The following is a 22,708-nucleotide window of genomic DNA, read 5'->3' as shown; positions in this document are numbered from 1 at the left end:
CGAGTGTCTCTGATCGCTTCTGACCACTTCCGCATCGTTGTCGGCCTCGGCAAGAGCGGCATGTCCCTGGTTCGCTTCCTGGCGAACCGGGGTGTGGCGTTTGCCGTGGCCGACACGCGGGAAAATCCACCGGAACTGGCCACGCTCCAGCGTGACTATCCGCACGTGGAAGTGCGTTGTGGCGAGCTGGACGTCGAGTTCCTGTGCCGTGCCGACGAGCTCTACGTGAGCCCCGGCCTGGCGCTGGCGACCCCGGCCCTGCAAGCCGCCGCGGCCCGTGGTGTGAAGTTGTCCGGCGACATCGAGCTGTTCGCGCGTAACGCGAAGGCGCCGATCGTGGCCATCAGCGGTTCCAACGCGAAAAGCACTGTCACCACCCTGGTTGGTGAAATGGCGGCAGCGGCCGGCAAGCGCGTGGCGGTGGGCGGCAACCTCGGTACGCCGGCGCTGGATCTGCTCAGCGATGACGTCGAGCTGTACGTGATGGAACTGTCGAGTTTTCAGCTGGAAACCACCGATCAGCTCAACGCCGAAGTGGCGACCGTGCTCAACATCAGCGAAGACCACATGGACCGCTACAGCGGCCTGCCGGCCTATCACCTGGCCAAGCACCGGATCTTCCGTGGCGCGAAACAATTCGTGGTCAACCGTCAGGACGCCCTGACCCGGCCACTGATGGGCGAGGGCCAGCCATGCTGGACCTTCGGCCTCACCCCACCCGACTTCAAGGCGTTCGGTCTGCGCGAAGAGAATGGCGAGAAATACCTGGCCTTCGAATTCCAGAACCTGATGCCGGTGCGTGAACTGAAGATTCGCGGCGCCCACAACCAGTCGAACGCCCTGGCGGCGCTGGCGCTCGGGCACGCAGTCGGGCTGCCGTTCGACGCCATGCTAACGGCCCTGCGCAACTTCGCCGGCCTCGAACATCGCTGCCAGTGGGTGCGTGACCTGGACGGCGTCGGTTACTACAACGATTCCAAAGCCACCAACGTCGGCGCCGCCCTGGCCGCCATCGAAGGCCTGGGTGCGGACATCAGCGGCAAGGTCGTGCTGATCGCCGGCGGCGACGGCAAGGGTGCCGAATTCAAGGACCTGCGCGATCCGGCGGCTGCCCATTGCCGCGCCGTGATCCTGATGGGCCGTGACTCCGACAAAATCGGCCAGGCCATCGGTGATGCCGTGCCGCTGATCCGCGCCACCACGCTGATCGACGCCGTCGAGAAATGCCGCGCCGCCGCCCAGCCGGGTGACGTGGTGCTGCTGTCGCCGGCCTGCGCCAGTTTCGACATGTTCAAGAATTACGAAGACCGTGGTCACCAGTTCGTCCGCGCCGTGGAGGAACTGGCATGAGCCTGCGAAACATCATCAAACCGTATCCGTCTCCGATCATCACCGGACGTGGGATCGACCTCGACTTCCCCATGCTCGCCGGTTGCCTGGCGCTGCTCGGCCTGGGGCTGATCATGATCGCCTCGGCCTCGACCGAGGTGGGTGCGGTGCAATCGGGCAGCGCTCTCTACTACATGACCCGTCACCTGATCTATGTGGTGCTGGGCCTGGGCGCGTGCATCGTCACCATGATGATTCCGATCGCCACCTGGCAGCGTCTGGGCTGGCTGATGCTGATCGGCGCATTCGGTCTGTTGGTGATGGTGATCATCCCGGGGATCGGCCGTGAGGTGAACGGTTCGATGCGCTGGATCGGCTTCAGCTTCTTCAACGTTCAGCCGTCCGAAATCGCCAAGGTGTTCGTGGTGATTTACCTCGCCGGTTATCTGGTGCGTCGCCAGAAGGAAGTGCGCGAGAGCTGGATGGGCTTCTTCAAGCCGTTCATCGTGCTGCTGCCGATGGCGGGCCTGCTGCTGATGGAACCGGACTTCGGTGCCACCGTTGTGATGATGGGGGCTGCAGCGGCGATGCTGTTCCTTGGCGGGGTCGGGCTGTTCCGGTTCTCGCTGATGGTGGTGCTGGCGGTGGCGGCGGTGGTGTTGCTGATCCAGATGCAACCCTACCGGATGGCGCGTCTGACCAACTTCGCCGACCCGTGGGCGGACCAGTTCGGTGCCGGTTATCAATTGTCCCAGGCCTTGATCGCCTTCGGTCGCGGCGAGTGGCTGGGCGTTGGTTTGGGCAACAGCGTGCAGAAGCAGTTCTACCTGCCGGAAGCCCACACTGACTTCGTGTTTTCGGTACTGGCTGAAGAGCTGGGCGCGGTGGGTTCGCTGTGCACCGTGGCGCTCTTCGTGTTCGTGTGTATTCGCGGCATGTACATCGGTCTGTGGGCCGAGAAAGCCAAACAGTTTTTTGCCGCTTATGTTGCCTACGGTCTGTCGTTCCTGTGGATCGGTCAGTTCCTGATCAACATCGGCGTGAACGTCGGCCTGCTGCCGACCAAGGGCCTGACCTTGCCGTTCCTCAGTTACGGCGGCAGTTCCCTGGTGATCTGCTGTGCCTGCCTTGGCCTGTTGCTGAGGATCGAGTGGGAGAGCCGGACCCACCTGGGCAGTGAAGAGATGGAATTCCATGAGAGCGACTTCGCCGAGGAGCCGAACCATGGGCGCTAACGTATTGATCATGGCCGGCGGTACCGGTGGCCACGTGTTCCCGGCGCTGTCCTGCGCCCGTGAATTTCAGGCGCGGGGTTACACCGTGCACTGGCTCGGCACGCCACGGGGGATCGAGAACGACCTGGTGCCGGCCGCCGGCCTCGAATTGCATCGCATCAACGCCACTGGCCTGCGTGGCAAGGGCAAGCTGTCGTTGCTCAAGGCACCGTTCATGTTGCTGAAATCGGTCTGGCAGGCGCGGGCGATCATTCGCCGCCTGCGTCCGGTGTGCGTGGTTGGTTTCGGTGGTTATGTGACCGGTCCTGGTGGCATTGCCGCCAAACTGGCCGGCGTGCCGGTAATCGTTCACGAGCAGAACGCTGTGGCTGGCACCGCCAATCGGTTGCTGGTGCCGTTCGCCGCCCGGGTGTGTGAAGCGTTCCCCGACACCTTTACCCTGTCGGACAGCCGCCGTACCACCGGCAACCCGGTGCGCAGCGAGCTGTTCCTCGAAACACCGCGTGCGGCCCTGGCCGGACGCAAGGCGCGTTTGCTGATCCTGGGCGGAAGCCTGGGGGCAGAACCGTTGAACAAGTTGCTGCCTGAAGCCCTGTCGCAAGTCGCTGTCGACCTGCGTCCGGAGGTGTTTCATCAGGCCGGCAAAAATCACGATGAAGTGACTGCAGAGCGCTACCGCGCTGTCGGCGTGGACGCGCAGGTGCAGCCCTTCATCAAGGACATGGCTCAGGCCTATGGCTGGGCTGACCTGGTGGTGTGCCGCGCAGGCGCATTGACCGTCAGCGAGCTGGCCGCCGCCGGTCTGCCGTCGATGCTGGTGCCCTTGCCCCACGCGATCGACGATCACCAGACCCGCAACGCCGATTATCTGGCCCGTGAAGGCGCTGCCTTCCTGATGCCGCAAAGAACGACTGGTGCCGCGGACCTTGCCGCGCGCCTGACAGAGGTCTTGATGCAACCGCAACGACTTGAAGAAATGGCCCGAGCGGCCCGCCGTCTGGCGAAACCCGAAGCCACCCGCAGCGTGGTCGATACCTGTCTGGAGGTGGCCCATGGTTGAGAATCAGAAAGCCATGCCGCAACCGGAAATGCGCCGCATCCGTCGCATCCACTTCGTCGGAATCGGCGGCGTGGGCATGTGCGGTATTGCTGAAGTGCTGCTGAACCTGGGTTACGCCGTGTCCGGTTCCGACCTGAAGGCTTCGCCGGTCACCGAGCGCCTGGAATCCTTCGGTGCGCAGATTTTCATCGGCCACCGTGCCGAGAACGCCGCTGCTGCCGATGTGCTGGTAGTGTCGAGCGCCGTCAACACGTCCAACCCGGAAGTGGCGACCGCACTGGAACGCCGCATCCCGGTGGTACCGCGTGCCGAAATGCTTGCCGAACTGATGCGCTACCGCCACGGCATCGCCGTCGCCGGTACCCACGGCAAGACCACCACCACCAGCCTGATCGCTTCGGTGTTTGCGGCCGGTGGCCTGGATCCGACCTTCGTCATCGGTGGCCGTCTGAACGCCGCGGGCACCAATGCCCAGCTCGGCACCAGCCGTTACCTGATCGCCGAGGCCGATGAAAGCGACGCCAGTTTCCTGCACCTGCAGCCGCTGGTGGCTGTGGTGACCAACATCGACGCCGACCACATGGCGACCTACGACGGTGACTTCAACAAACTGAAGAAAACCTTCGTCGAGTTCCTGCACAACCTGCCGTTCTACGGTCTGGCGGTGATGTGCCTGGACGATCCGGTGGTGCGTGAAATCCTGCCGCAGGTGAAACGTCCGACCATGACCTACGGCTTCAGCGAAGACGCCGACGTGCGCGCCATCAATGTGCGCCAACAAGGCATGCAGACCTTCTTCACTGTGCTGCGCCCTGATCGCGAGCCGCTGGATGTGTCCGTGAACATGCCGGGCAACCACAACGTGCTCAATTCCCTGGCGACCATCTGCATCGCTACCGACGAAGGCGTCAGCGATGAAGCCATCGTACAGGGCCTGTCCGGGTTCCAGGGTGTCGGCCGCCGCTTCCAGGTCTACGGCGAACTGCCGGTGGACGGCGGCAACGTGATGCTGGTCGACGACTACGGTCATCACCCGACCGAAGTCGCGGCCGTCATCAAGGCTGTACGCGGTGGCTGGCCTGAGCGCCGTCTGGTGATGGTCTACCAGCCGCACCGCTATAGCCGCACCCGCGACCTGTACGACGATTTCGTCAATGTACTGGCCGACGCCAACGTGCTTCTGCTGATGGAAGTCTATCCGGCCGGCGAAGAGCCGATCCCGGGTGCCGACAGCCGCAAGCTGTGCAACAGCATCCGTCAGCGCGGTCAACTGGACCCGATCTACATCGAGCGTGGTGTCGACCTGGCGCCGCTGGTCAAGCCGTTGCTGCGTGCCGGCGACATTCTGTTGTGCCAGGGCGCCGGCGACATCGGCGGTCTTGCACCGAAACTGTTGAAAAGCGAGTTGTTCGCCGGTGCCGTGGCCGCACCGGTCGAGGGGAAGTTGAAATGACTGCTGCCTACGCCAACCTGTTCTCCACCATTGCCCCGAAAGACTTCGGCCGTGTCGCCGTGCTGTTCGGTGGCCTGAGTGCCGAGCGTGAAGTTTCGCTGAAGTCCGGCAACGCCGTGCTTTCTGCGCTGCAAAGCGCCGGTGTGGACGCATTCGGGATCGATGTCGGCGCCGATATTCTGCAGCGTCTGTTGAGTGAAAAGATCGACCGCGCCTTCATCATTCTCCACGGTCGTGGCGGTGAAGACGGCAGCATGCAGGGCCTGCTCGAAGTGGCCGGTATTCCCTACACCGGCAGCGGCATTCTGGCTTCGGCGCTGGCGATGGACAAACTGCGTACCAAGCAGGTCTGGCACACCCTCGGTATTCCAACGCCGCGTCACGCCGTGCTGCGCAGCGAGGCCGATTGTATTTCGGCAGCGACGGAACTGGGCTTCCCTTTGATCGTCAAACCGGCGCATGAAGGTTCAAGTATCGGGATGGCCAAAGTGAGTTCTGCGTCCGAGTTGATCGACGCATGGAAAGCGGCCAGTACCTACGATTCGCAAGTGTTGGTCGAGCAATGGATCCACGGTCCCGAGTTCACCATCGCCACCCTGCGTGACCAGGTGTTGCCTCCTATCGCCCTGGGTACGCCGCACACGTTCTACGACTACGACGCCAAGTACATCGCCAACGATACCCAGTATCGGATTCCGTGCGGGCTCGATGCCGACAAGGAAAAAGAACTCATGGACCTCACGGCGCAAGCCTGCGAGGCGCTGGGTATCGCCGGTTGGGGCAGGGCGGACGTGATGCAGGACGCCGACGGAAAATTCTGGTTCCTGGAAGTCAACACGGCTCCCGGCATGACCGATCACAGCCTGGTACCGATGGCGGCGAAAGCGGCCGGTCTGGATTTCCAGCAGCTGGTTCTGGCCATTCTGGCCGCCAGTGTCGATGCCGATGGCCATAAAGAGGCGCGAGGTTAAGACCATGCAAGGCGCACAGCTCAGACATCAGCCACCCGCTCCCGGCCGCAAGCCGGTGCCGCGGGGTGCCAGCCGAATGGTGGCCAAAGAGCCGATGTCCGCGCGCCTGCCGAAAGCCAATTTCGGGTTCCTCAAAGGCCTGTTCTGGCCGGTGCTGCTGGTGGCGCTCGGTTTCGGCACTTACGAAGGCGCGCAGCGTTTGCTGCCGTATGCCGACCGGCCGATCACCAAAATCGCCGTGCAGGGTGATCTGAGCTACATCAGCCAGCAGGCGGTGCAGCAGCGAATCGCCCCCTACGTGGCGTCGAGCTTCTTCACCATCGACCTGGCCAGCATGCGCTCGGAGCTGGAACAGATGCCCTGGATCGCTCACGCCGAAGTCCGTCGGGTGTGGCCGGATCAGGTGGTGATCCGCCTCGAAGAGCAACTGCCCGTGGCCCGTTGGGGTGACGAGTCGCTGCTCAACAACCAGGGCCAGGCGTTCACGCCCAAGGAACTGGCGAATTACGAACACCTGCCACAGCTGTTCGGCCCGCAGCGGGCCCAGCAGCAAGTGATGCAGCAATACCAGGTGCTGAGTCAGATGCTCAGGCCGTTGGGCTTCTCGATCGCGCGCCTGGAACTGCGCGAGCGTGGCAGCTGGTTCCTGACCACCGGTGCCGGCAGTTCCGGCCCCGGCATCGAGTTGCTGCTGGGACGCGGCAACCTGGTGGAAAAGATGCGCCGCTTCATTGCCATCTACGACAAGACGCTTAAAGACCAGATTACGAACATTGCGCGCATCGATCTGCGCTATGCCAACGGCCTCGCTGTTGGCTGGCGGGAACCAGTAGCGCCGACGACAGCCCAACCCGCTGTCGCAAAGAATTAAGAAGAGGCAGGACCCATGGCAAACGTGCAAAGCGGCAAAATGATCGTCGGTCTCGATATCGGCACCTCCAAGGTGGTGGCGCTGGTCGGCGAGGTTGCGGACGACGGCTCGCTGGAAATCGTCGGGATCGGCACTCATCCGTCCCGCGGCCTGAAGAAAGGCGTGGTGGTGAACATCGAGTCCACCGTGCAATCGATCCAGCGCGCGATCGAGGAAGCCCAACTGATGGCGGGTTGCCGCATTCACTCGGCGTTCGTCGGCGTGGCGGGCAATCACATCCGCAGCCTGAACTCCCACGGCATCGTGGCGATCCGCGACCGCGAAGTCAGCTCCGCTGACCTGGAGCGCGTACTCGACGCTGCCCAGGCAGTGGCGATCCCGGCGGACCAGCGTGTGCTGCATACCTTGCCGCAGGACTACGTGATCGATAACCAGGAAGGCGTGCGCGAGCCGCTGGGCATGTCCGGCGTGCGTCTGGAAGCCAAGGTTCACGTGGTGACCTGTGCCGTCAACGCTGCGCAGAACATTGAAAAATGCGTGCGTCGCTGCGGTCTGGAAATCGACGACATCATTCTCGAGCAACTGGCTTCGGCCTACTCGGTCCTGACCGACGATGAAAAAGAACTGGGCGTGTGCCTGGTCGACATCGGCGGCGGCACCACCGACATCGCGATCTTCACCGAAGGCGCAATCCGCCACACGGCCGTGATCCCGATTGCCGGCGATCAGGTGACCAATGACATCGCCATGGCGTTGCGCACCCCGACCCAGTACGCCGAAGAGATCAAGATCCGTTACGCCTGCGCTCTGGCCAAACTGGCCGGTGCCGGCGAAACCATCAAGGTGCCAAGCGTCGGCGACCGTCCGCCGCGCGAACTGTCCCGTCAGGCCCTGGCTGAAGTGGTCGAGCCGCGTTACGACGAGCTGTTCACCCTGATCCAGGCCGAGCTGCGTCGCAGCGGTTATGAAGACCTGATCCCGGCCGGCATCGTGCTGACCGGCGGTACCTCGAAAATGGAAGGCGCCACCGAACTGGCCGAGGAAATCTTCCACATGCCGGTACGCCTCGGTGTACCGCACGGCGTGAAGGGCCTGGATGACGTGGTGCGCAACCCGATTTATTCCACTGGCGTTGGCTTGTTGATGTACGGCCTGCAGAAGCAGTCCGACGGGATCTCGTTCTCGGGCATCGGCAGCCGCGACAGCTACAGCAACGAGGAGCCGCAGGCGCCGTTGCTGGACCGTTTGAAGAAGTGGGTTCAAGGCAACTTCTAAAGCTTTACCGCAGCACCGCAACAAACAGCAGTAGGCGAAAAAACTAGAGAATGTAAGGAGAGGGAAAATGTTCGAACTCGTAGACAACATCCCCGCAAGCCCGGTAATCAAAGTTATCGGTGTTGGCGGTGGCGGCGGCAACGCTGTCAACCACATGGTCAAGAGCAACATCGAAGGCGTCGAGTTCATCTGCGCCAACACCGATGCTCAAGCGCTGAAAAACATCGGCGCGCGCACCATTCTGCAACTGGGCACCGGCGTAACCAAAGGCCTGGGTGCCGGCGCCAACCCGGAAGTCGGCCGTCAGGCTGCGCTGGAAGATCGCGAGCGCATCGCTGAAGTGCTGGCGGGCACCAACATGGTGTTCATCACCACCGGCATGGGCGGCGGTACCGGTACCGGTGCGGCGCCGATCATCGCCGAAGTGGCCAAGGAAATGGGCATCCTGACCGTTGCGGTCGTGACCCGTCCGTTCCCGTTCGAAGGCCGCAAGCGTATGCAGATTGCCGACGAAGGCATCCGCATGCTTTCGGAAAGCGTCGACTCGCTGATCACTATTCCGAACGAAAAACTGCTGACCATCCTCGGCAAAGACGCCAGCCTGCTGTCGGCTTTCGCCAAGGCTGACGATGTACTGGCCGGTGCCGTTCGCGGTATCTCCGACATCATCAAGCGTCCGGGCATGATCAACGTCGACTTCGCCGACGTACGCACCGTGATGAGCGAAATGGGCATGGCGATGATGGGCACTGGCTGCGCCAGCGGTCCGAACCGTGCACGTGAAGCCACCGAAGCGGCCATCCGCAACCCGCTGCTGGAAGACGTGAACCTGCAAGGCGCACGCGGCATCCTGGTGAACATCACTGCCGGTCCTGACCTGTCCCTGGGTGAGTACTCCGACGTGGGTTCGATCATCGAAGCCTTCGCTTCCGAGCACGCGATGGTCAAGGTCGGTACCGTTATCGATCCGGACATGCGTGACGAGCTGCACGTGACTGTGGTTGCCACGGGTCTGGGCGCGAAAATCGAGAAGCCTGTGAAGGTCATCGACAACACCGTTCACACCACCATGGCTTCCGCTCCGGTGCAACAACAGGCCCCTGCGCGTCAGGAACAACCTGCTGTGAACTACCGTGATCTGGACCGTCCGACCGTCATGCGCAACCAGGCTCAGGCCGGTGCTGCGACTGCCGCGAAGATGAATCCGCAAGATGACCTGGACTACCTGGACATCCCGGCTTTCCTGCGTCGTCAGGCTGATTGATGGAATGTATCAGGGCTATGAAGGTGATTGGTGTTCAGCAAAGGCTCGGTCTGCTATTATCGCCAGCCTTTGTTGATACCAGTTCGCAATTTGCGCTGAAGCGGCCCAAGCCATGATTAAACAACGCACACTGAAAAATATTATCCGTGCCACAGGTGTAGGCCTGCACTCCGGGGAGAAGGTCTACCTGACCCTCAAGCCTGCGCCTGTCGACACTGGCATTGTGTTTTGTCGCGCTGACCTCGACCCTGTGGTGCAGATTCCTGCCCGCGCGGAAAACGTCGGTGAAACCACTATGTCGACGACGCTGATCAATGGCGACGTCAAAGTGGACACGGTAGAGCACTTGCTCTCGGCCATGGCTGGCCTGGGCATCGATAACGCCTACGTCGAGCTCTCCGCGTCCGAAGTCCCGATCATGGACGGTAGCGCAGGACCTTTCGTATTCCTGATTCAATCGGCAGGCCTGGAAGAACAGGACGCCGCCAAGAAATTCATCCGCATCCTGCGTGAAGTGACAGTGGAAGACGGCGACAAGCGCGCCACTTTCGTCCCTTTCGACGGATTCAAGGTGAGCTTCGAGATCGATTTCGATCACCCGGTATTCCGGAACCGCACCCAAAGTGCAAGCGTGGATTTTTCCAGCACTTCGTTCGTAAAAGAAGTCAGCCGCGCCCGTACTTTCGGTTTCATGAGTGACATCGAGTACCTGCGCAAGCACAACCTCGCACTCGGCGGCAGCGTTGAAAACGCAATCGTGGTCGATGCCGATGGCGTGCTGAACGAAGACGGCCTTCGCTACGAAGACGAATTCGTGAAGCACAAGATCCTCGATGCAATTGGCGATCTGTACCTGCTGGGCAACAGCCTGATTGGTGAGTTCAAGGGCTTCAAGTCCGGCCACGCACTGAACAACCAGCTTCTGCGCAAACTGATTGAGCAGAAAGACGCCTGGGAAGTCGTGACGTTCGAAGACGCCAGCACTGCACCGATCTCTTACATGCGCCCGGTTGCGGCAGTGTAAGTAAAAAACCTCTCTAGTTTTTTGAAGGCCACCTTTGGGTGGCCTTTTTTTATGCCTGTGTTCAGGACGCCAGCACCACCCGGTTCCGGCCTCCTTCCTTGGCCTGATACAGCGCCCGGTCCGCCGCGAACAACAGTTGTTCCAGACTGATTTCACTCGCTACCGTCCAGGTGCTGATACCGATGCTCACTGTCATCGGCATTTCATCGCCCTCCATACGCGGTAATTGCTCAACGCCAGCCCGCACATGCTCGGCAATCTGTCGCGCGCCTGCGCTATCGGTCTCTGCCAGGATCACCGAGAACTCTTCACCGCCGTAGCGCGCCACCAGATCCGTCGGGCGTCGCACATTCGCGGTAATGACCTTGGCCAGTTCACGCAGGGCCTGATCCCCGGCCTGATGGCCATGCCGGTCGTTGAATGCCTTGAAGTGATCGGCGTCGATCATCAGCAGTGACAAGGATTTGCCCGAGCGCTGCGCACGAAACCATTCATGACGCAACGACTGGTCGAGCATGCGCCGGTTGGCGACCCCCGTCAGAGCATCGGTGGCCGCCAGTTGGGCCAGCTCATGTTCGGCGCGCTGGCGCAGACGCAGTTCTCTGACCAGCAGCCAGGTCAGCCACAGCAGTCCGAGGCAGAGCACACCGGTGGCGCCGCTGATCAGAATTGCCGTGCGCTTCCACGCCCCGAACACTTCCTCACTCGATAGCGCCACGATCACTGTCAGCGGCAGGTTGCCGACCTGGGAGTAGGTGTACAGCCGTTGCTGATGATCCATGCTCGAAATGCTATTGAAACTGCCATTGCCGCTGCGATCGCGCAGAATCCTCACAACATTGGGACGGGCGGCGAAGCTCTTGCCGATCGAATCACTTTGCAGATAAGGCTTCTGGGCCAGCAGGATGCCGTCGTTGTTGATGATGTTCAGGGTGCTGTCGACGCCGATGTCGAGGCTGTTGAACAACTGGTCGAAATAATCGAGCTTCATTGACGCCACCGCTACGCCGAGGAATTCGCCGGTGTCCGAAGAGATACGTCGGCTGAAACTGATACGCCACTGGTTGGCGTCGTCGCAGTCGCAACGCGGCTTGAACGGGCGACTGATGAACATGCCGGCGTCGCGGTTGAAGGCGTGGGCGAGGAAGTAGTCGCGGTCGGCGAAGTTGCCCGGCAGCGGTTCGATCCGCGAAGAGTCGGCGATGACCTCGCCATGCTTGTCGAGAAGCAGGATGTCGCCCTTGAAGCGCGCGGTAGTGGAGCGGTCGAACAGCGCCAGGTGGCGGATCTGCGGCGACACGTTTTTCAGGTCGTCGCGCTGGGCGGCGGCGATCAATCCTTGCAGGGTCAGGTCATACAGTTCGACGGTGCGCAGCACATCGGCGTCGATCAGTTGGGCGATGGTGGTGGCGCTGCGAGTCGCCGATTCCTGAGCGTTGGCGCGTTCGCGAATCAGCAGAAAAGTGACGATGCACACAATCGCGATGACGCTCAGCAAACTGCCGAAGATCAGCAGCAGCTCCGGACGTCCGGTCTTGCCCGTAGCGGGTGGGGTGCGGCTCGCGATCATGGTTGGGTTATCGGTTGAAGAGTCTTATAAGCGTAGTTGTACAAACGTCGCTGCCGCACACGCAAGAAAAAGGCCAGCGTATAAGGCTGGCCTCTCTACTGTAGCGCCGATCTTAGAAGACGTTGATCGGGTAGTCGATGATCACTCGGTATTCATCGGTGTCAGTGTCCAGCGCGCCGTAACCGTTGCCGCCGCGGTTGGTGGCCCATTGCAGGCGCACGGCGAGGTCTTTGGCCTGGCCGCTCTGCACCACGTATTTGAGGTCGATGTCGCGTTCCCAGTGCTTGGCGTTGCGGCCTTCAGCGCTGTACCACGAGGCGTAGCCTTTGCTGTCCGGATCGACCTTGGTCAGGTCCAGCATACCGCGCGAGTAGGACACCGCCGAAGTCAGGCCCGGCAAGCCGACACCTGCGAAGTCGTAGGCGTACTTGAGTTTCCACGAGCGCTCGTTCGGGCCGTTGAAGTCCGAGTATTGCTGGGAGTTGTCGAGGTAGATGCTGTCGCCCTGGCTGATGTAGTCGAATGGCGTGTTGCCGTTGACCCGCTGGTACGCGGCGGTGACGCTGTGGCTGCCGATGCCGACGGTGAAATGCAGGCTGTAGGTGTTGTTGTCGATGTTGCCCAGCAGCGCCTCGCCGGTGTCCTGGGTGTGATAGAAGTGCAGGCCCGGGTTGAGGGTCACCCGATCGTTCAGCGCCCAGGTGTAATCGAGGTCGTAGTAGTACTGGTTCCAGATGTCCTTCAGCTCGGCGGCATACAGGTTGCTGGTCAGGCCTTCGACGCCGCTCCAGGACACGCCGGCCCAGTTCAGGTGCTGGCTTTTATCGCCCTCGGCGAGGGTGCCGTACGAGGTGCCGATGCGCTTGTGGCCGCTCTGGTTGTACGGCTTGGTGAAGCTCGCCTGGCCACCTTCGATCATCCAGCCGTCGAAGCTGTGGTTGGTCAGGCTGACACCGCGAAAAGTCTGCGCCAGCATGCGGCTTTCACCGCCGGCGATCACCGGGTTGGTGAGGAACAGGTCGCCGGCCTTCAGTTCGGTATCGAATGCACGCATTTTCAACGTACCGCCCGCGGTGGAGAACGAGCCCGGCGCTTTGCCGTTGCCATCGCTGACCGGCAGGATGCTGGAGTTGTCCGTACCGCCACCACCGTCGAGTTTCAGACCGAGCATGGCGTGGGCATCGATGCCAAAGCCGACCGTGCCTTCGGTGTAACCGGACTGGAATTTGCCGAGGAAACCCTGGCCCCACTCGATGTTGTCGTCCGCTTTCTGTAGGCGGTTGCGATTCATGTAGTAGTTGCGGGCGTTGAGGTTGAGGCTCGAGCCTTCGACAAAACCTTCCTTATCGGCTTCAGCGGCGTGGGCGGCAGGAGCAATCGTTGCGGCGATTGCAATGAACAGCGGGGTAAAGCGGACTGGGTAACGCACTTGCGGTAAAGCTCCTTGGGTCAACTGGCACTTCAATGTCTTGAGGTGCGGGGTGTTTCTAATGGTAAGAGACGCACCGGACCGCTTTCACACCACAACGAAAAAAGGCCACTGAAAATCAGTGGCCTGGAAGGACGACGGTTGAACGGGAAGAGCCAAACAACCGCGTCGAGGGAAACGTTTAACGTTGCGCGACTCAGCTGTCTTTCTCGGCTGCCTGAGTCTGGGAAGTTGCGGCCTGAGGGGCTTGCGTGGCGTCTTGAGCCTTGGCCATCACTTCTGCCTGATACTGTTCGAATGCCAGGGCGCGAGCGGCATTGTGCGCTACGAACGACTGCGATTCTTCAGCCATCGCCATCGGCGACAGGATCAATGAGGACAAAATGAAAGCGCTGGCAATACCCATACTGTTGGACATCTTGAAAACCTTCTTGCTTGGCAAGTGCTGTTTGGTGCGGGCAAAGATAAGGTTGCCGGGCGTCGGGAAACAGCATGATTTTCATAAATGACTGTTACAGCAAAAGCAAAAGTCACCCCCTCATCGGAACGCCGCCCGCCCAACCCTCCCGAAACGTCGGACCGCCCCCAAGGGGGCGAGGGGGAAAGGGAGCCGATTGGGGACTTTTCAGAATCTGAGTTCGACTGGATTTTTCAGGTCGGCGTAACTCGAAAGAACAACTCGGTCAGTCCCCTCTCCCTCGGGGCGGTCCGACGTTTCGGGAGGGTTAGGGTGAGGGGCTTTTCAGACCGGCAAATGAATCCCGAAAGTGTTCATCCCGCGATCACTGCGCACAAACACATCCCCACCATGCATCAGCGCAATCGCCTTGACGATCGCCAGCCCTAGCCCATGGTTATTACCGCTGTTACTGCGCGAAGCGTCGACCCGGTAAAAGCGCTCGAACAGGCGCGGCAAATGCTCGCTGGCAATCGGCGCACCGGGGTTGGCCACGCCGATGCTGACCTGATGTTCCTCGACCGTGATCTGCACTTCGATCACCTGTCCCGGCGCGGTGTGTTGCACCGCGTTACTCAGCAGATTGATCAACGCCCGGCGCAGATGGGCGATCTCGATCTGCACCTGTGCGTCGCCACTCACATGGACCTGAACCTGTGCATCTTCGAGGATGAAATCGAGGTATTCGAGGGTAGTCGCCACTTCATCGGCCAGGGAGGTCGAGGTCAGCTTGGTGGCCTTGCTGCCCTGATCGGCGCTGGCCAGAAACAGCATGTCATTGATGATCGAGCGCAGGCGTTCCAGCTCTTCGAGGTTGGATTGCAGCACTTCGAAATAATGCTCGGCGGAGCGCCCGCGAGTGAGGGCGACCTGGGTCTGGCCGATCAGATTGGTCAGCGGCGAGCGCAGCTCATGGGCCACGTCGGCGTTGAAGGATTCCAGTCGTGAATAGGCCTGTTCGACCCGCTCCAGCGTCGAGTTGAACGAGTCGACGAACTGCTCCAGTTCCGGTGGCAACGGCGACAGACGCAGACGCCCGGCCCGCAACGGCGGCGCCAGACGCTGGGCTTCGTGGGACAGTTTGATCAGCGGTTTGAGGCCGATTCGTGCCACCCAGTAACCCAATGCCGAGGCCAGCAGCACGCCGATCACCGCCAGACTCACCAGCGCGATCAGCAACTGATGCTGGGTCTGGTGAACGGTCTCGGTATCGATGCCGATCATGAAGCGCAGCGGCGGGCGCTGATCCCTGGCCGGCAGTTCGGTGAGCAGCACTTTCAGCGGATAGGGATGGCCGGGCAGTTGCAGGTCGTGCATGCCGGGCGCTCCTTGGGCAAAGGTGCGGATCAAGGCATCCGGTTCGCCGAACTCGTAGCCCGGATCGCCGCTGACTACCCAGAAACGAATGCGTTTGTCTTCTTCGCCGAGCAGCTTGAGTTTGGCGTTGATCTTCACCCAATGCTCGGGGGTGCCATAGCGGTTGAGCGCCGATTCGAGCACGCTGTAGCGCGCATCGAGTTCCGCTTCCGGCAGCAGACCCAGGCCTTTGTCCACTTGTTGATACAGCGCGCCGCCAATCAACAGGAACACCAGCAGCGCCACCAGCGTGAACATTCCGCTCAGGCGCAGGGCAATGGAGTTACTGGACACCACGGCTCTCCAGCACATAGCCCATGCCCCGGATGGTGTGCAGCAGCTTTTCGTCGAACGGCCCGTCGAGCTTGGCGCGCAGACGTTTGATCGCGACTTCGACGACGTTGGCGTCGCTGTCGAAATTGATGTCCCAGACCATTTCCGCAATCGCGGTTTTCGAGAGGATTTCGCCCTGACGCCGGGCCAGTACGCTGAGCAGCGAAAACTCCTTGGCGGTCAGGTCCAGGCGCGTGCCGGCGCGGGTGGCCTTGCGGCTGATCAGATCGATCCACAGGTCGGCGATGCTCACCTGCACCGGCTCGTGGCCGCCGCTGCGGCGGGTCAGCGCTTGCAGGCGCGCCACCAGTTCAAGGAAGGAGAACGGTTTGCCGAGGTAATCGTCGGCGCCGTCACGCAAACCCCGGATCCGGTCTTCGACCCGCTCGCGGGCGGTGAGCATGATCACCGGCGTCTGCTTGCGCGCACGCAGCGCGCGCAGTACGCCAAAGCCGTCGAGGCCCGGCAGCATCACGTCGAGGACGATCACCGCGTAGTCGCTTTCCAGCGCCAGATGCAGGCCCTCGACGCCGTCGCGGGCCAGATCCACGGTGTAACCCTGTTCCGTCAGGCCGCGGTGCAGATAGTCCGCGGTTTTCTCTTCGTCTTCGATAATCAGAACGCGCATGACCCGCCTCAGTCTGTCGTTGCCAGCGCCGCGACGGGCGCCGGTTTGGGCTTGTGGAACAGCCGCTCAAGCCACAAGTATATGACCGGCGTGGTGAACAGCGTCAGCATCTGGCTGACCAGCAGGCCACCCACCACCGCGATCCCCAATGGCTGGCGCAGTTCGGCGCCGGTGCCGTAACCGAGCATCAGCGGCAGGGCGCCGAGCAGGGCGGCGAGGGTGGTCATGATGATCGGCCTGAACCGCGTGATACACGCTTCGAAAATCGCATCCTGCGGCGACAGCCCGCGATGGCGCTGCGCTTCCAGGGCGAAGTCGATCATCAGGATGCCGTTTTTCTTGACGATACCGATCAGCAGCACCAGCCCGATCAGCGCCATGATCGAAAAGTCCTGGCCGCAGATCCACAGCATGATCACTGCGCCCAGCCCTGCTGCCGGCAGCGTCGAAATAATCGTCAGCGGATGGACGAAACTCTCGTAGAGCACGCCGAGAATGATGTACACCGCCACCAGTGCCGCGAGAATCAGCCACGGCTGACTTTTCAGCGAACTCTGGAACGCCTGGGCCGCGCCCTGGAAGTTGCCGCTGATCGCGGTCGGCATACCGATCTCGGCCTTGGCCTGATTCAGCAAAATCACCGCGTCGCCCAGCGCCACGCCGGGCGCCAGGTTGAACGACAGGTTGGCGGCCGGGAACATGCCGTCGTGGGCAATCGACAGTGGGCCGATGGTCGGCGCGTCGAATCGGGCCAGCGCCGACAGTGGCACCATTTCTCCGCTCAGCGGTGAGCGCAGGTAGAAATAGTTGAGGCTTTCGGCCTTGCCGCGCTGTTTGGTGTCCAGTTCCAGGATCACGTTGTACTGGTTGACCTGGGTCTGGAACTCGTTGATCTGCCGCTGGCCGAAGGCGTCGTACAGCGCCTCGTCGACATCACTCGCCGTCAGGCCGAAACGCGCGGCGGCGCTGCGGTCGATGCTGATGTGGGTGATGCTGCCGCCCAGTTGCAGGTCGTTGGAAATGTCACGGAACGCCGGGATGCTGCGCAGTTTTTCCGTGAGCTTCTGGGTCCAGGTGGCGAGCGTCGGCCCGTCGTTGCTTTTGAGCACGTATTGATACTGCGCACGGCTCGGTCCGGAGCTGAGGTTGATGTCCTGGCCGGCGCGCAGGTAAAGCACGATGCCCGGGACTTTCATCAGTTTCGGACGAATGCGGTCGATGAACTGGCTGGCCGAGACGTCTCGTTCACCCCGTGGTTTCAGGGCAATCCAGAAGCGGCCGTTGGCGATGGTCTGGTTGCTGCCGGACACGCCGACCGAGTGGGAAAACGCCTGGACGGCCGCGTCGGCGGCGACGATTTCGGCCATCGCCAAGTGTTTTTTCACCATGTCGCTGTAGGAGATATCGGCGGCGGCTTCGGTGGTGCCGAGGACGAAACCGGTGTCCTGCACCGGGAAGAAACCCTTGGGGATAAACACGTATCCGCCAATCGCCAGCGCGACGGAAATGCCGAACACGCCGATCATCAGTTTCTGGTGGGCGAGGGCGCGGCGCAGGCCGTTTTCGTACCAGCCGAGCAGCCGTTCGCTGAAGCCCGGTTTGTCATGGGCGTGATGCACCGGTTTACGCATGAACAGCGCGGCCAGCGTCGGCGCGAGGGTCAGCGACACCACCACGGAAATCATGATGGTCGAGGTGGCCGTCAGGGCGAACTCCTTGAACAGACGCCCGACCACACCGCCCATGAACAGCAGCGGAATGAACGCTGCCACCAGCGAGAAACTGATCGAGACCACGGTGAAACCGATCTCGCCGGCGCCCTTGATCGCGGCGTCACGCATGCTGTCGCCGGCCTCCAGATGGCGGTGAATGTTTTCCACGACCACGATGGCATCGTCGACCACGAAGCCCACCGCCACCACGATGGCGACAAGTGTCAGGTTGTTCAGGCTGAAACCGAGCAAATACATCAAGGCGAAACTGGCGGTCAGCGACACGCCGAGCACCGCCGAGACAATCATCGTCGCCGACAGCTGGCGCAGGAACAGTGCCATGACCGCCACCACCAACAGGATCGCGATCAGCAGGGTGATTTCCACTTCATGCAGGGACGCGCGGATGGTCTGGGTGCGGTCGATCAGGGTTTTGACTTGCACCGAGGCCGGCAGCATGGCTTCGAGGCCGGGCAGGGCGGCCTGAATCCGGTCCACGGTCTCGACGATGTTGGCGCCGGGCTGGCGCGAGATCACCAGGTTCACGCCCGGCCGATCACCGGCCCAGGCTTGCACGTAGGCATCTTCCGAACCGTTGACGACTTTGGCGACATCCTTGAGGTGAACCGGGGCGCCATCCTTGTAGGAAACGATGAGCTGGCTGTATTCCTCGGGGTGGAACAACTGGTCGTTGGTCGACAGCGTGGAAATGCTCGAGTCGCCGTACAGCGCGCCTTTGGCGAGGTTGAGGCTGGTCTGCTGGATCGCCACACGAATGTCGGCGAGGGTCAGGCCGATGGCCGCCAGTTTGTCCGCCGAAGCTTGAACACGGATTGCCGGACGTTGCTGACCGGTGATGTTGATCTGGCCTACGCCGTCGATCTGACTGATCTGACGGGCGAGCAGGGTTTCCACCAGGTCGCTGAGTTCGGTGCCGGGCATTTGCGTGGAGCTGACGCTGAGGATCAGCACCGGGCTGTCGGCCGGGTTGACCTTCTTCCAGGTCGGCAGGGTCGGCATGTCTTTCGGCAGCTTGCCGGCGGCGGTGTTGATCGCGGCCTGCACTTCCTGGGCGGCGGTGTCGATGCTCTTGTCGAGGGTGAATTGCAGGGTCAGCAGGCTGGAGCCCAGCGCACTGCTGGAGGTCATCTGGGTCATGCCGGGGATGGCGCTGAATTGCACCTCCAGCGGCGTGGCCACGGATGAGGCCATGGTGTCCGGGCTGGCGCCTGGCAGTTGGGCGGAGACCTGGATCGTCGGAAATTCCGCTTCCGGCAGCGGGGCAATCGGCAAGCGCGGGAAGGCAATCACCCCGACCAGCACCAGCGCGATGGTCAGCAGAATCGTCGCCACCGGGTGATCGATGCACCAGGTCGAAACGCCTTTGTGCTGCTTCATGGCTTGGGCTCCGCTTGCACCACCTGCGGCGGTTCGCTCATGACCTGCACGGTCGAACCGGGCTTGAGCCGCGACTGGCCATCGCTGACCAATACGTCGCCAGGCTTCACGCCCTTGATGATGTCCTGGCCGCTGCCCTGATAAACCATCTGCACCTGCACCGCTTCAACCTTGTCGCCGTTGACCCGGTACACGAAGTGTTGATCGAGGCCCCGCTGTACGACAGTGGGCGGGACCACCAGCGCATTTTTATCCAGTGCCGTCTGAATCTTTACCGTTACCAGCAGGCCCGGCCAGAGCTTCTGGTTGGGGTTGTCGAATTCGGCCTTGGCGCGGATGGTGCCGGTGTTGGCGTTGATCTGGTTGTCGATCAGGGTCAGGTGACCTTCGCCGAGCAGGTTGCCGGTTTCACCGTCGGTGTCGGCGCCGATGTAGGCCTTGACTTGCGCGCGCTGCGGGTCGCTGATCAGACCTTGCAGGGTCGGCAGCATTTGCTGGGGCAGGGAGAACTCGACGGCGATCGGGTCGATCTGGGTCACGGTGAACAGACCCTGGGTGTCGGTCATGCGCAGGAAGTTGCCTTCGTCGACTGTGCGAATCCCGACGCGACCGGTGACCGGGGAGCGAATCTGGGTGTAGGAAAGTTGTACCTGTGCCGCGTCAATCGAGGCTTGATTGCCTTGGGCGGTGGCCTTGAGTTGGTTGACCAGTGCCTGTTGCTGGTCGTAGGTCTGCTTGGAGACGCCGTCGTCGACACTGAGCAGTTTGTAGCGCTTGAGGTTGACCAGCGCCACTTGCAGTTGCGCCTGGCTTTCGCCCAGTTGTGCCCGGGCCTGGTCGAGGCTGGCGCGGATCGAGCGGTCGTCGATGGTGGCGAGCAGGTCGCCCTGTTTCACCAACTGGCCCTCTTTGACGAAGAGCTTGGTGAGGATGCCGTCGATCTGCGGGCGCACCACCACGCTGTGCAGCGAGAGCACCGAGCCGATGCCGCTGGTGTAGCGGGGGACGTCTTTTTCGCTGACAGCGACGACCCGTACCGGGATGGCGCTGGGGGCCGCGAGTTTGGCCGGGGCGGGTTTGTATGCGTACCACAGACCGGCGGCTGCGAGGGCGATCAGCAGGGTGGCGAGCAGGGCCTTTTTCTTCTGGATTTGCATGCTTGTGGGGCGCCAGGGGGACGGGGTTTGGGCAGGTTTTGTCTTTATAAACTTGTTTGGGGGTCAGGAGGGTGACGGCTGGCTGACGGCGCTGTCAGTTTCGGCTTTTGATTTGGCGGCCTTTGGGCCGACCATGCTGGTTTTGGGTTGTGTGTATATCCGTTTTTTCGGGTGTTGCGGCTGGCGGTTTCGCCCTTACGGCGAGTCCCTTTTGGCAAACGCCCGGAATGCCGGCCCAGCCAAAAGGAACCAAAAGGTCTAGGCCCCGGCGTACGGCACCTCGCTGTGGCTCGGCGTCCCTTCGTTCCGGGATTCATCCGGGGGCATCGCCTACGGTTTGCTTCGCTGCACCTCCTCTCGATGCATGCGGCTGCGCCGCACGGTCGCTGCGCTCCCACCCCCGGATAAATCCCTCCACTCAGCCTGCCGATGGGGCCGGCACGTCAAAAGCGGTACTCGAGCTAACGCTCATCGTTTTGAGTGGTGAAGAGCGTAGTGCGGTGCTGCTCAAAACTGGAGTTAAGCTCGGTGATTCAGGTCGGTGTATTCCGTATAAACAACACCGTCAGTTCCCTCTCCCTCCGGGAGAGGGCTAGGGTGAGGGGAGCTTTTGAGGTTGTTTAAATTTCAACAACTACACCGGATCCTTCCCACAAGGTTTTCAGGTTGTCCGTCGGAAGTGCGCTCTCTAGTCTCTGGCTGTCGCTGCCAATTCAGCGAACAGGCGTGGAAACCTGATTTCAAGTAGTTGCAAAGCATCTCCCCGTAATCGTTGCCGATGTCTTCTTTCGTCTGCAAACTGCGTCGCGGCGGCTGTGCGCAGGCAGACTTCGGTCTGGCCGGTTGCCTACTTATCGGTTTTCCACCCTGCGTACAGTTGCCACCTTTTGTCGTGTGGAAACGACAAGGGATGGCTCCATAGCCAAGTAGGAGTTTTTCATGGACAAACTGATACCCGACCCACCCCTCGAATCACCCACCCCCCTCGAAGAGGCCATGCGCGCCGAAGACCTCGCCCGTAACCGCGAAGCCATCAAGCGCGCCCTCGATTATTACCTCTGCCCCAACCCCACCAAGCCGCGCCCGAGCACGATGTACAGCGTCACTCCCAACGTCGACACCGAAAGCCTGTTGGCCAATGCCTGCGAATCCCTGGCCTCGGCCAGTACCATTGCCAGCAATTTCGCCAATGAGCTTTCCGGCCCGCAGCGTAGTACGGCGTTGGGCATTCAGCAGATCATCATGCTGGCCGAGCTGGCGGTGAATCGGGCGCTGGATCGGGTTGATCCGCAGACGTGATCCGTTAGTCGCGCAGTCCCCAAAAGGCACCGGTCGTAGCCGTTTTGGGGCTCTTTAAAGTCCACGCGCGCAGGTATACTGCGCGCTTTCGCGGCTCGTCCATCGGGCCGGACTTTTTGCTTCGCGGAGCTTTCATGACTTCCCCAATCGACAACGCTGTGAGCGATGTCCCGGCAGAGCTGGCCGAGGCCGGTGAATCCAAGCCGACCATTCCTGCGTTCAAGTTTCCGTTCAAGCCAGGTGAGCTGGCGGCTGCCAAAGCGGCGAAACTGCCGCAGTTCAAGGGCAAGGACGGTGATCGTCACGCCAAGATTCCGGGTGTGGCGCCGTCGGGCACGCGTCGTTCGATGGGCAAGCGCTGATTCCACCTCCCTCTTGCAGCCATCGTCTGTGATTTTCGGTCACAGTGATGGCTAATTGCTCAGTTCCTGAGCCAGATCAACGTTTAACCAGTGAGTGCGCTTAGAGTCAGCAGCCCTGCCGACTCTTTCCAATAAAACGAGCGCGCTTTCCATGAAGATCAATCTCCCGGTGACCGGGCGCAATGTCGATGTTGCGCCGGATGCGAACATTCTCTCGACCACCGATCTGACCAGCGCGATCACCTACGCCAACGACGACTTCATCAGGATCAGCGGTTACAGCCGCGACGAGCTGCTGGGTGCGCCGCACAATTTGCTGCGTCATCCGGACATGCCGGCGCAGGCGTTTGCCCATATGTGGCAGACGCTCAAGCGTGGGCGGTCGTGGATGGGGCTGGTGAAGAATCGTTGCAAGAACGGTGATCACTATTGGGTCAGTGCCTATGTCACCCCGGTCACGCAGAACGGTGCGGCGGTGGAGTTTCAGTCGGTGCGTACACGGCCGGATGCCCGGCAGATCGCCGC

General features: G+C 61.5%; 18 protein-coding genes and 1 pseudogene. 12 read left to right on the top strand and 7 right to left on the bottom strand.

Going from position 1 to position 22,708, the window contains the following annotated elements; genetic code table 11:
- The first annotated feature begins 3 nt into the window (after positions 1-3).
- From murD to lpxC, 9 genes are all read left to right on the top strand, one after another.
- Positions 4-1,350, top strand: a complete 1,347-nt coding sequence (gene murD, locus C6Y56_RS23565) for a UDP-N-acetylmuramoyl-L-alanine--D-glutamate ligase (protein ID WP_169431858.1) — start codon at positions 4-6, stop codon at positions 1,348-1,350.
- Complete coding sequence (gene ftsW / locus C6Y56_RS23560) at positions 1,347-2,564, top strand: putative lipid II flippase FtsW (RefSeq protein ID WP_423815203.1); 1,218 nt, start codon at positions 1,347-1,349, stop codon at positions 2,562-2,564. The genes murD and ftsW overlap by 4 nt, the downstream gene beginning before the upstream one ends.
- Entirely contained in the window at positions 2,554-3,624 is a 1,071-nt protein-coding gene (murG, locus tag C6Y56_RS23555) for an undecaprenyldiphospho-muramoylpentapeptide beta-N-acetylglucosaminyltransferase (RefSeq protein WP_169431857.1), read from the top strand. Before ftsW ends, murG begins: the two co-directional genes overlap by 11 nt.
- Positions 3,617-5,077, top strand: a complete 1,461-nt coding sequence (murC, locus tag C6Y56_RS23550; protein WP_169431856.1) for a UDP-N-acetylmuramate--L-alanine ligase — start codon at positions 3,617-3,619, stop codon at positions 5,075-5,077. Before murG ends, murC begins: the two co-directional genes overlap by 8 nt.
- The gene (locus tag C6Y56_RS23545) at positions 5,074-6,048 is read left to right on the top strand and encodes a D-alanine--D-alanine ligase (RefSeq protein WP_169431855.1); all 975 of its coding nucleotides are present in this window, start codon (positions 5,074-5,076) and stop codon (positions 6,046-6,048) included. Before murC ends, C6Y56_RS23545 begins: the two co-directional genes overlap by 4 nt.
- A 4-nt stretch (positions 6,049-6,052) precedes the next feature.
- Positions 6,053-6,919 (top strand): cell division protein FtsQ/DivIB, encoded by an 867-nt coding sequence (locus C6Y56_RS23540; RefSeq protein WP_169431854.1) that lies wholly within the window; start codon positions 6,053-6,055, stop codon positions 6,917-6,919.
- Between the two features lie 15 nt (positions 6,920-6,934).
- On the top strand, positions 6,935-8,194 hold the full coding sequence (ftsA, locus tag C6Y56_RS23535; protein ID WP_169431853.1) for a cell division protein FtsA: 1,260 nt from the start codon (positions 6,935-6,937) through the stop codon (positions 8,192-8,194).
- Between the two features lie 67 nt (positions 8,195-8,261).
- Positions 8,262-9,458, top strand: a complete 1,197-nt coding sequence (gene ftsZ / locus C6Y56_RS23530; RefSeq protein ID WP_085709356.1) for a cell division protein FtsZ — start codon at positions 8,262-8,264, stop codon at positions 9,456-9,458.
- 112 nt (positions 9,459-9,570) lie between these two features.
- A complete protein-coding gene (gene lpxC, locus C6Y56_RS23525; RefSeq protein WP_169431852.1) occupies positions 9,571-10,482 on the top strand; it encodes a UDP-3-O-acyl-N-acetylglucosamine deacetylase in 912 nt (303 codons plus the stop codon).
- Between the two features lie 61 nt (positions 10,483-10,543).
- On the opposite strand, the gene C6Y56_RS23520 is transcribed toward lpxC, so the two are convergent.
- The 7 genes from C6Y56_RS23520 to C6Y56_RS23490 form a co-directional block, all read right to left on the bottom strand.
- Positions 10,544-12,052, bottom strand: coding sequence for a sensor domain-containing diguanylate cyclase (locus C6Y56_RS23520; RefSeq protein ID WP_169431851.1), 1,509 nt, complete (start codon positions 12,050-12,052; stop codon positions 10,544-10,546).
- A 112-nt stretch (positions 12,053-12,164) separates the two neighbouring features.
- Positions 12,165-13,481, bottom strand: coding sequence for an OprD family porin (locus C6Y56_RS23515; RefSeq protein WP_169431850.1), 1,317 nt, complete (start codon positions 13,479-13,481; stop codon positions 12,165-12,167).
- 196 nt (positions 13,482-13,677) lie between these two features.
- Positions 13,678-13,899 carry a hypothetical protein gene (locus C6Y56_RS23510; protein ID WP_169431849.1) on the bottom strand — a complete coding sequence of 74 codons (222 nt, stop codon included), beginning with the start codon at positions 13,897-13,899 and terminating at the stop codon, positions 13,678-13,680.
- 324 nt (positions 13,900-14,223) lie between these two features.
- Positions 14,224-15,588: a heavy metal sensor histidine kinase gene (locus tag C6Y56_RS23505; RefSeq protein ID WP_169431848.1), complete on the bottom strand. Its 1,365-nt coding sequence runs from the start codon at positions 15,586-15,588 to the stop codon at positions 14,224-14,226.
- A complete protein-coding gene (locus C6Y56_RS23500; RefSeq protein ID WP_003228008.1) occupies positions 15,578-16,255 on the bottom strand; it encodes a heavy metal response regulator transcription factor in 678 nt (225 codons plus the stop codon). Before C6Y56_RS23500 ends, C6Y56_RS23505 begins: the two co-directional genes overlap by 11 nt.
- Before the next feature lie 8 nt (positions 16,256-16,263).
- The gene (locus tag C6Y56_RS23495) at positions 16,264-19,365 is read right to left on the bottom strand and encodes a multidrug efflux RND transporter permease subunit (protein ID WP_169431847.1); all 3,102 of its coding nucleotides are present in this window, start codon (positions 19,363-19,365) and stop codon (positions 16,264-16,266) included.
- Complete coding sequence (locus tag C6Y56_RS23490; protein ID WP_169431846.1) at positions 19,362-20,522, bottom strand: efflux RND transporter periplasmic adaptor subunit; 1,161 nt, start codon at positions 20,520-20,522, stop codon at positions 19,362-19,364. Before C6Y56_RS23490 ends, C6Y56_RS23495 begins: the two co-directional genes overlap by 4 nt.
- A gap of 939 nt (positions 20,523-21,461) precedes the next feature.
- On the opposite strand from C6Y56_RS23490, the gene C6Y56_RS23485 reads away from it, so the two are divergent.
- The 3 genes and pseudogenes from C6Y56_RS23485 to C6Y56_RS29680 form a co-directional block, all read left to right on the top strand.
- Positions 21,462-21,821, top strand: coding sequence for a DUF6124 family protein (locus C6Y56_RS23485; protein ID WP_169431845.1), 360 nt, complete (start codon positions 21,462-21,464; stop codon positions 21,819-21,821).
- 134 nt (positions 21,822-21,955) lie between these two features.
- A complete protein-coding gene (locus C6Y56_RS23480; RefSeq protein ID WP_169431844.1) occupies positions 21,956-22,183 on the top strand; it encodes a hypothetical protein in 228 nt (75 codons plus the stop codon).
- Between the two features lie 151 nt (positions 22,184-22,334).
- Positions 22,335-22,616 (top strand): annotated as a pseudogene (locus C6Y56_RS29680) (PAS domain-containing protein); the annotation flags it as partial.
- Positions 22,617-22,708: the final 92 nt, after the last annotated feature.

The organism is Pseudomonas fluorescens (assembly GCF_012974785.1).
GTDB classification, from domain to species: Bacteria; Pseudomonadota; Gammaproteobacteria; order Pseudomonadales; family Pseudomonadaceae; genus Aquipseudomonas; species Aquipseudomonas fluorescens_BT.
The sequence above is the reverse complement of the archived record's forward strand: the minus strand, read 5'-3'. Positions and strand labels throughout refer to the sequence as shown.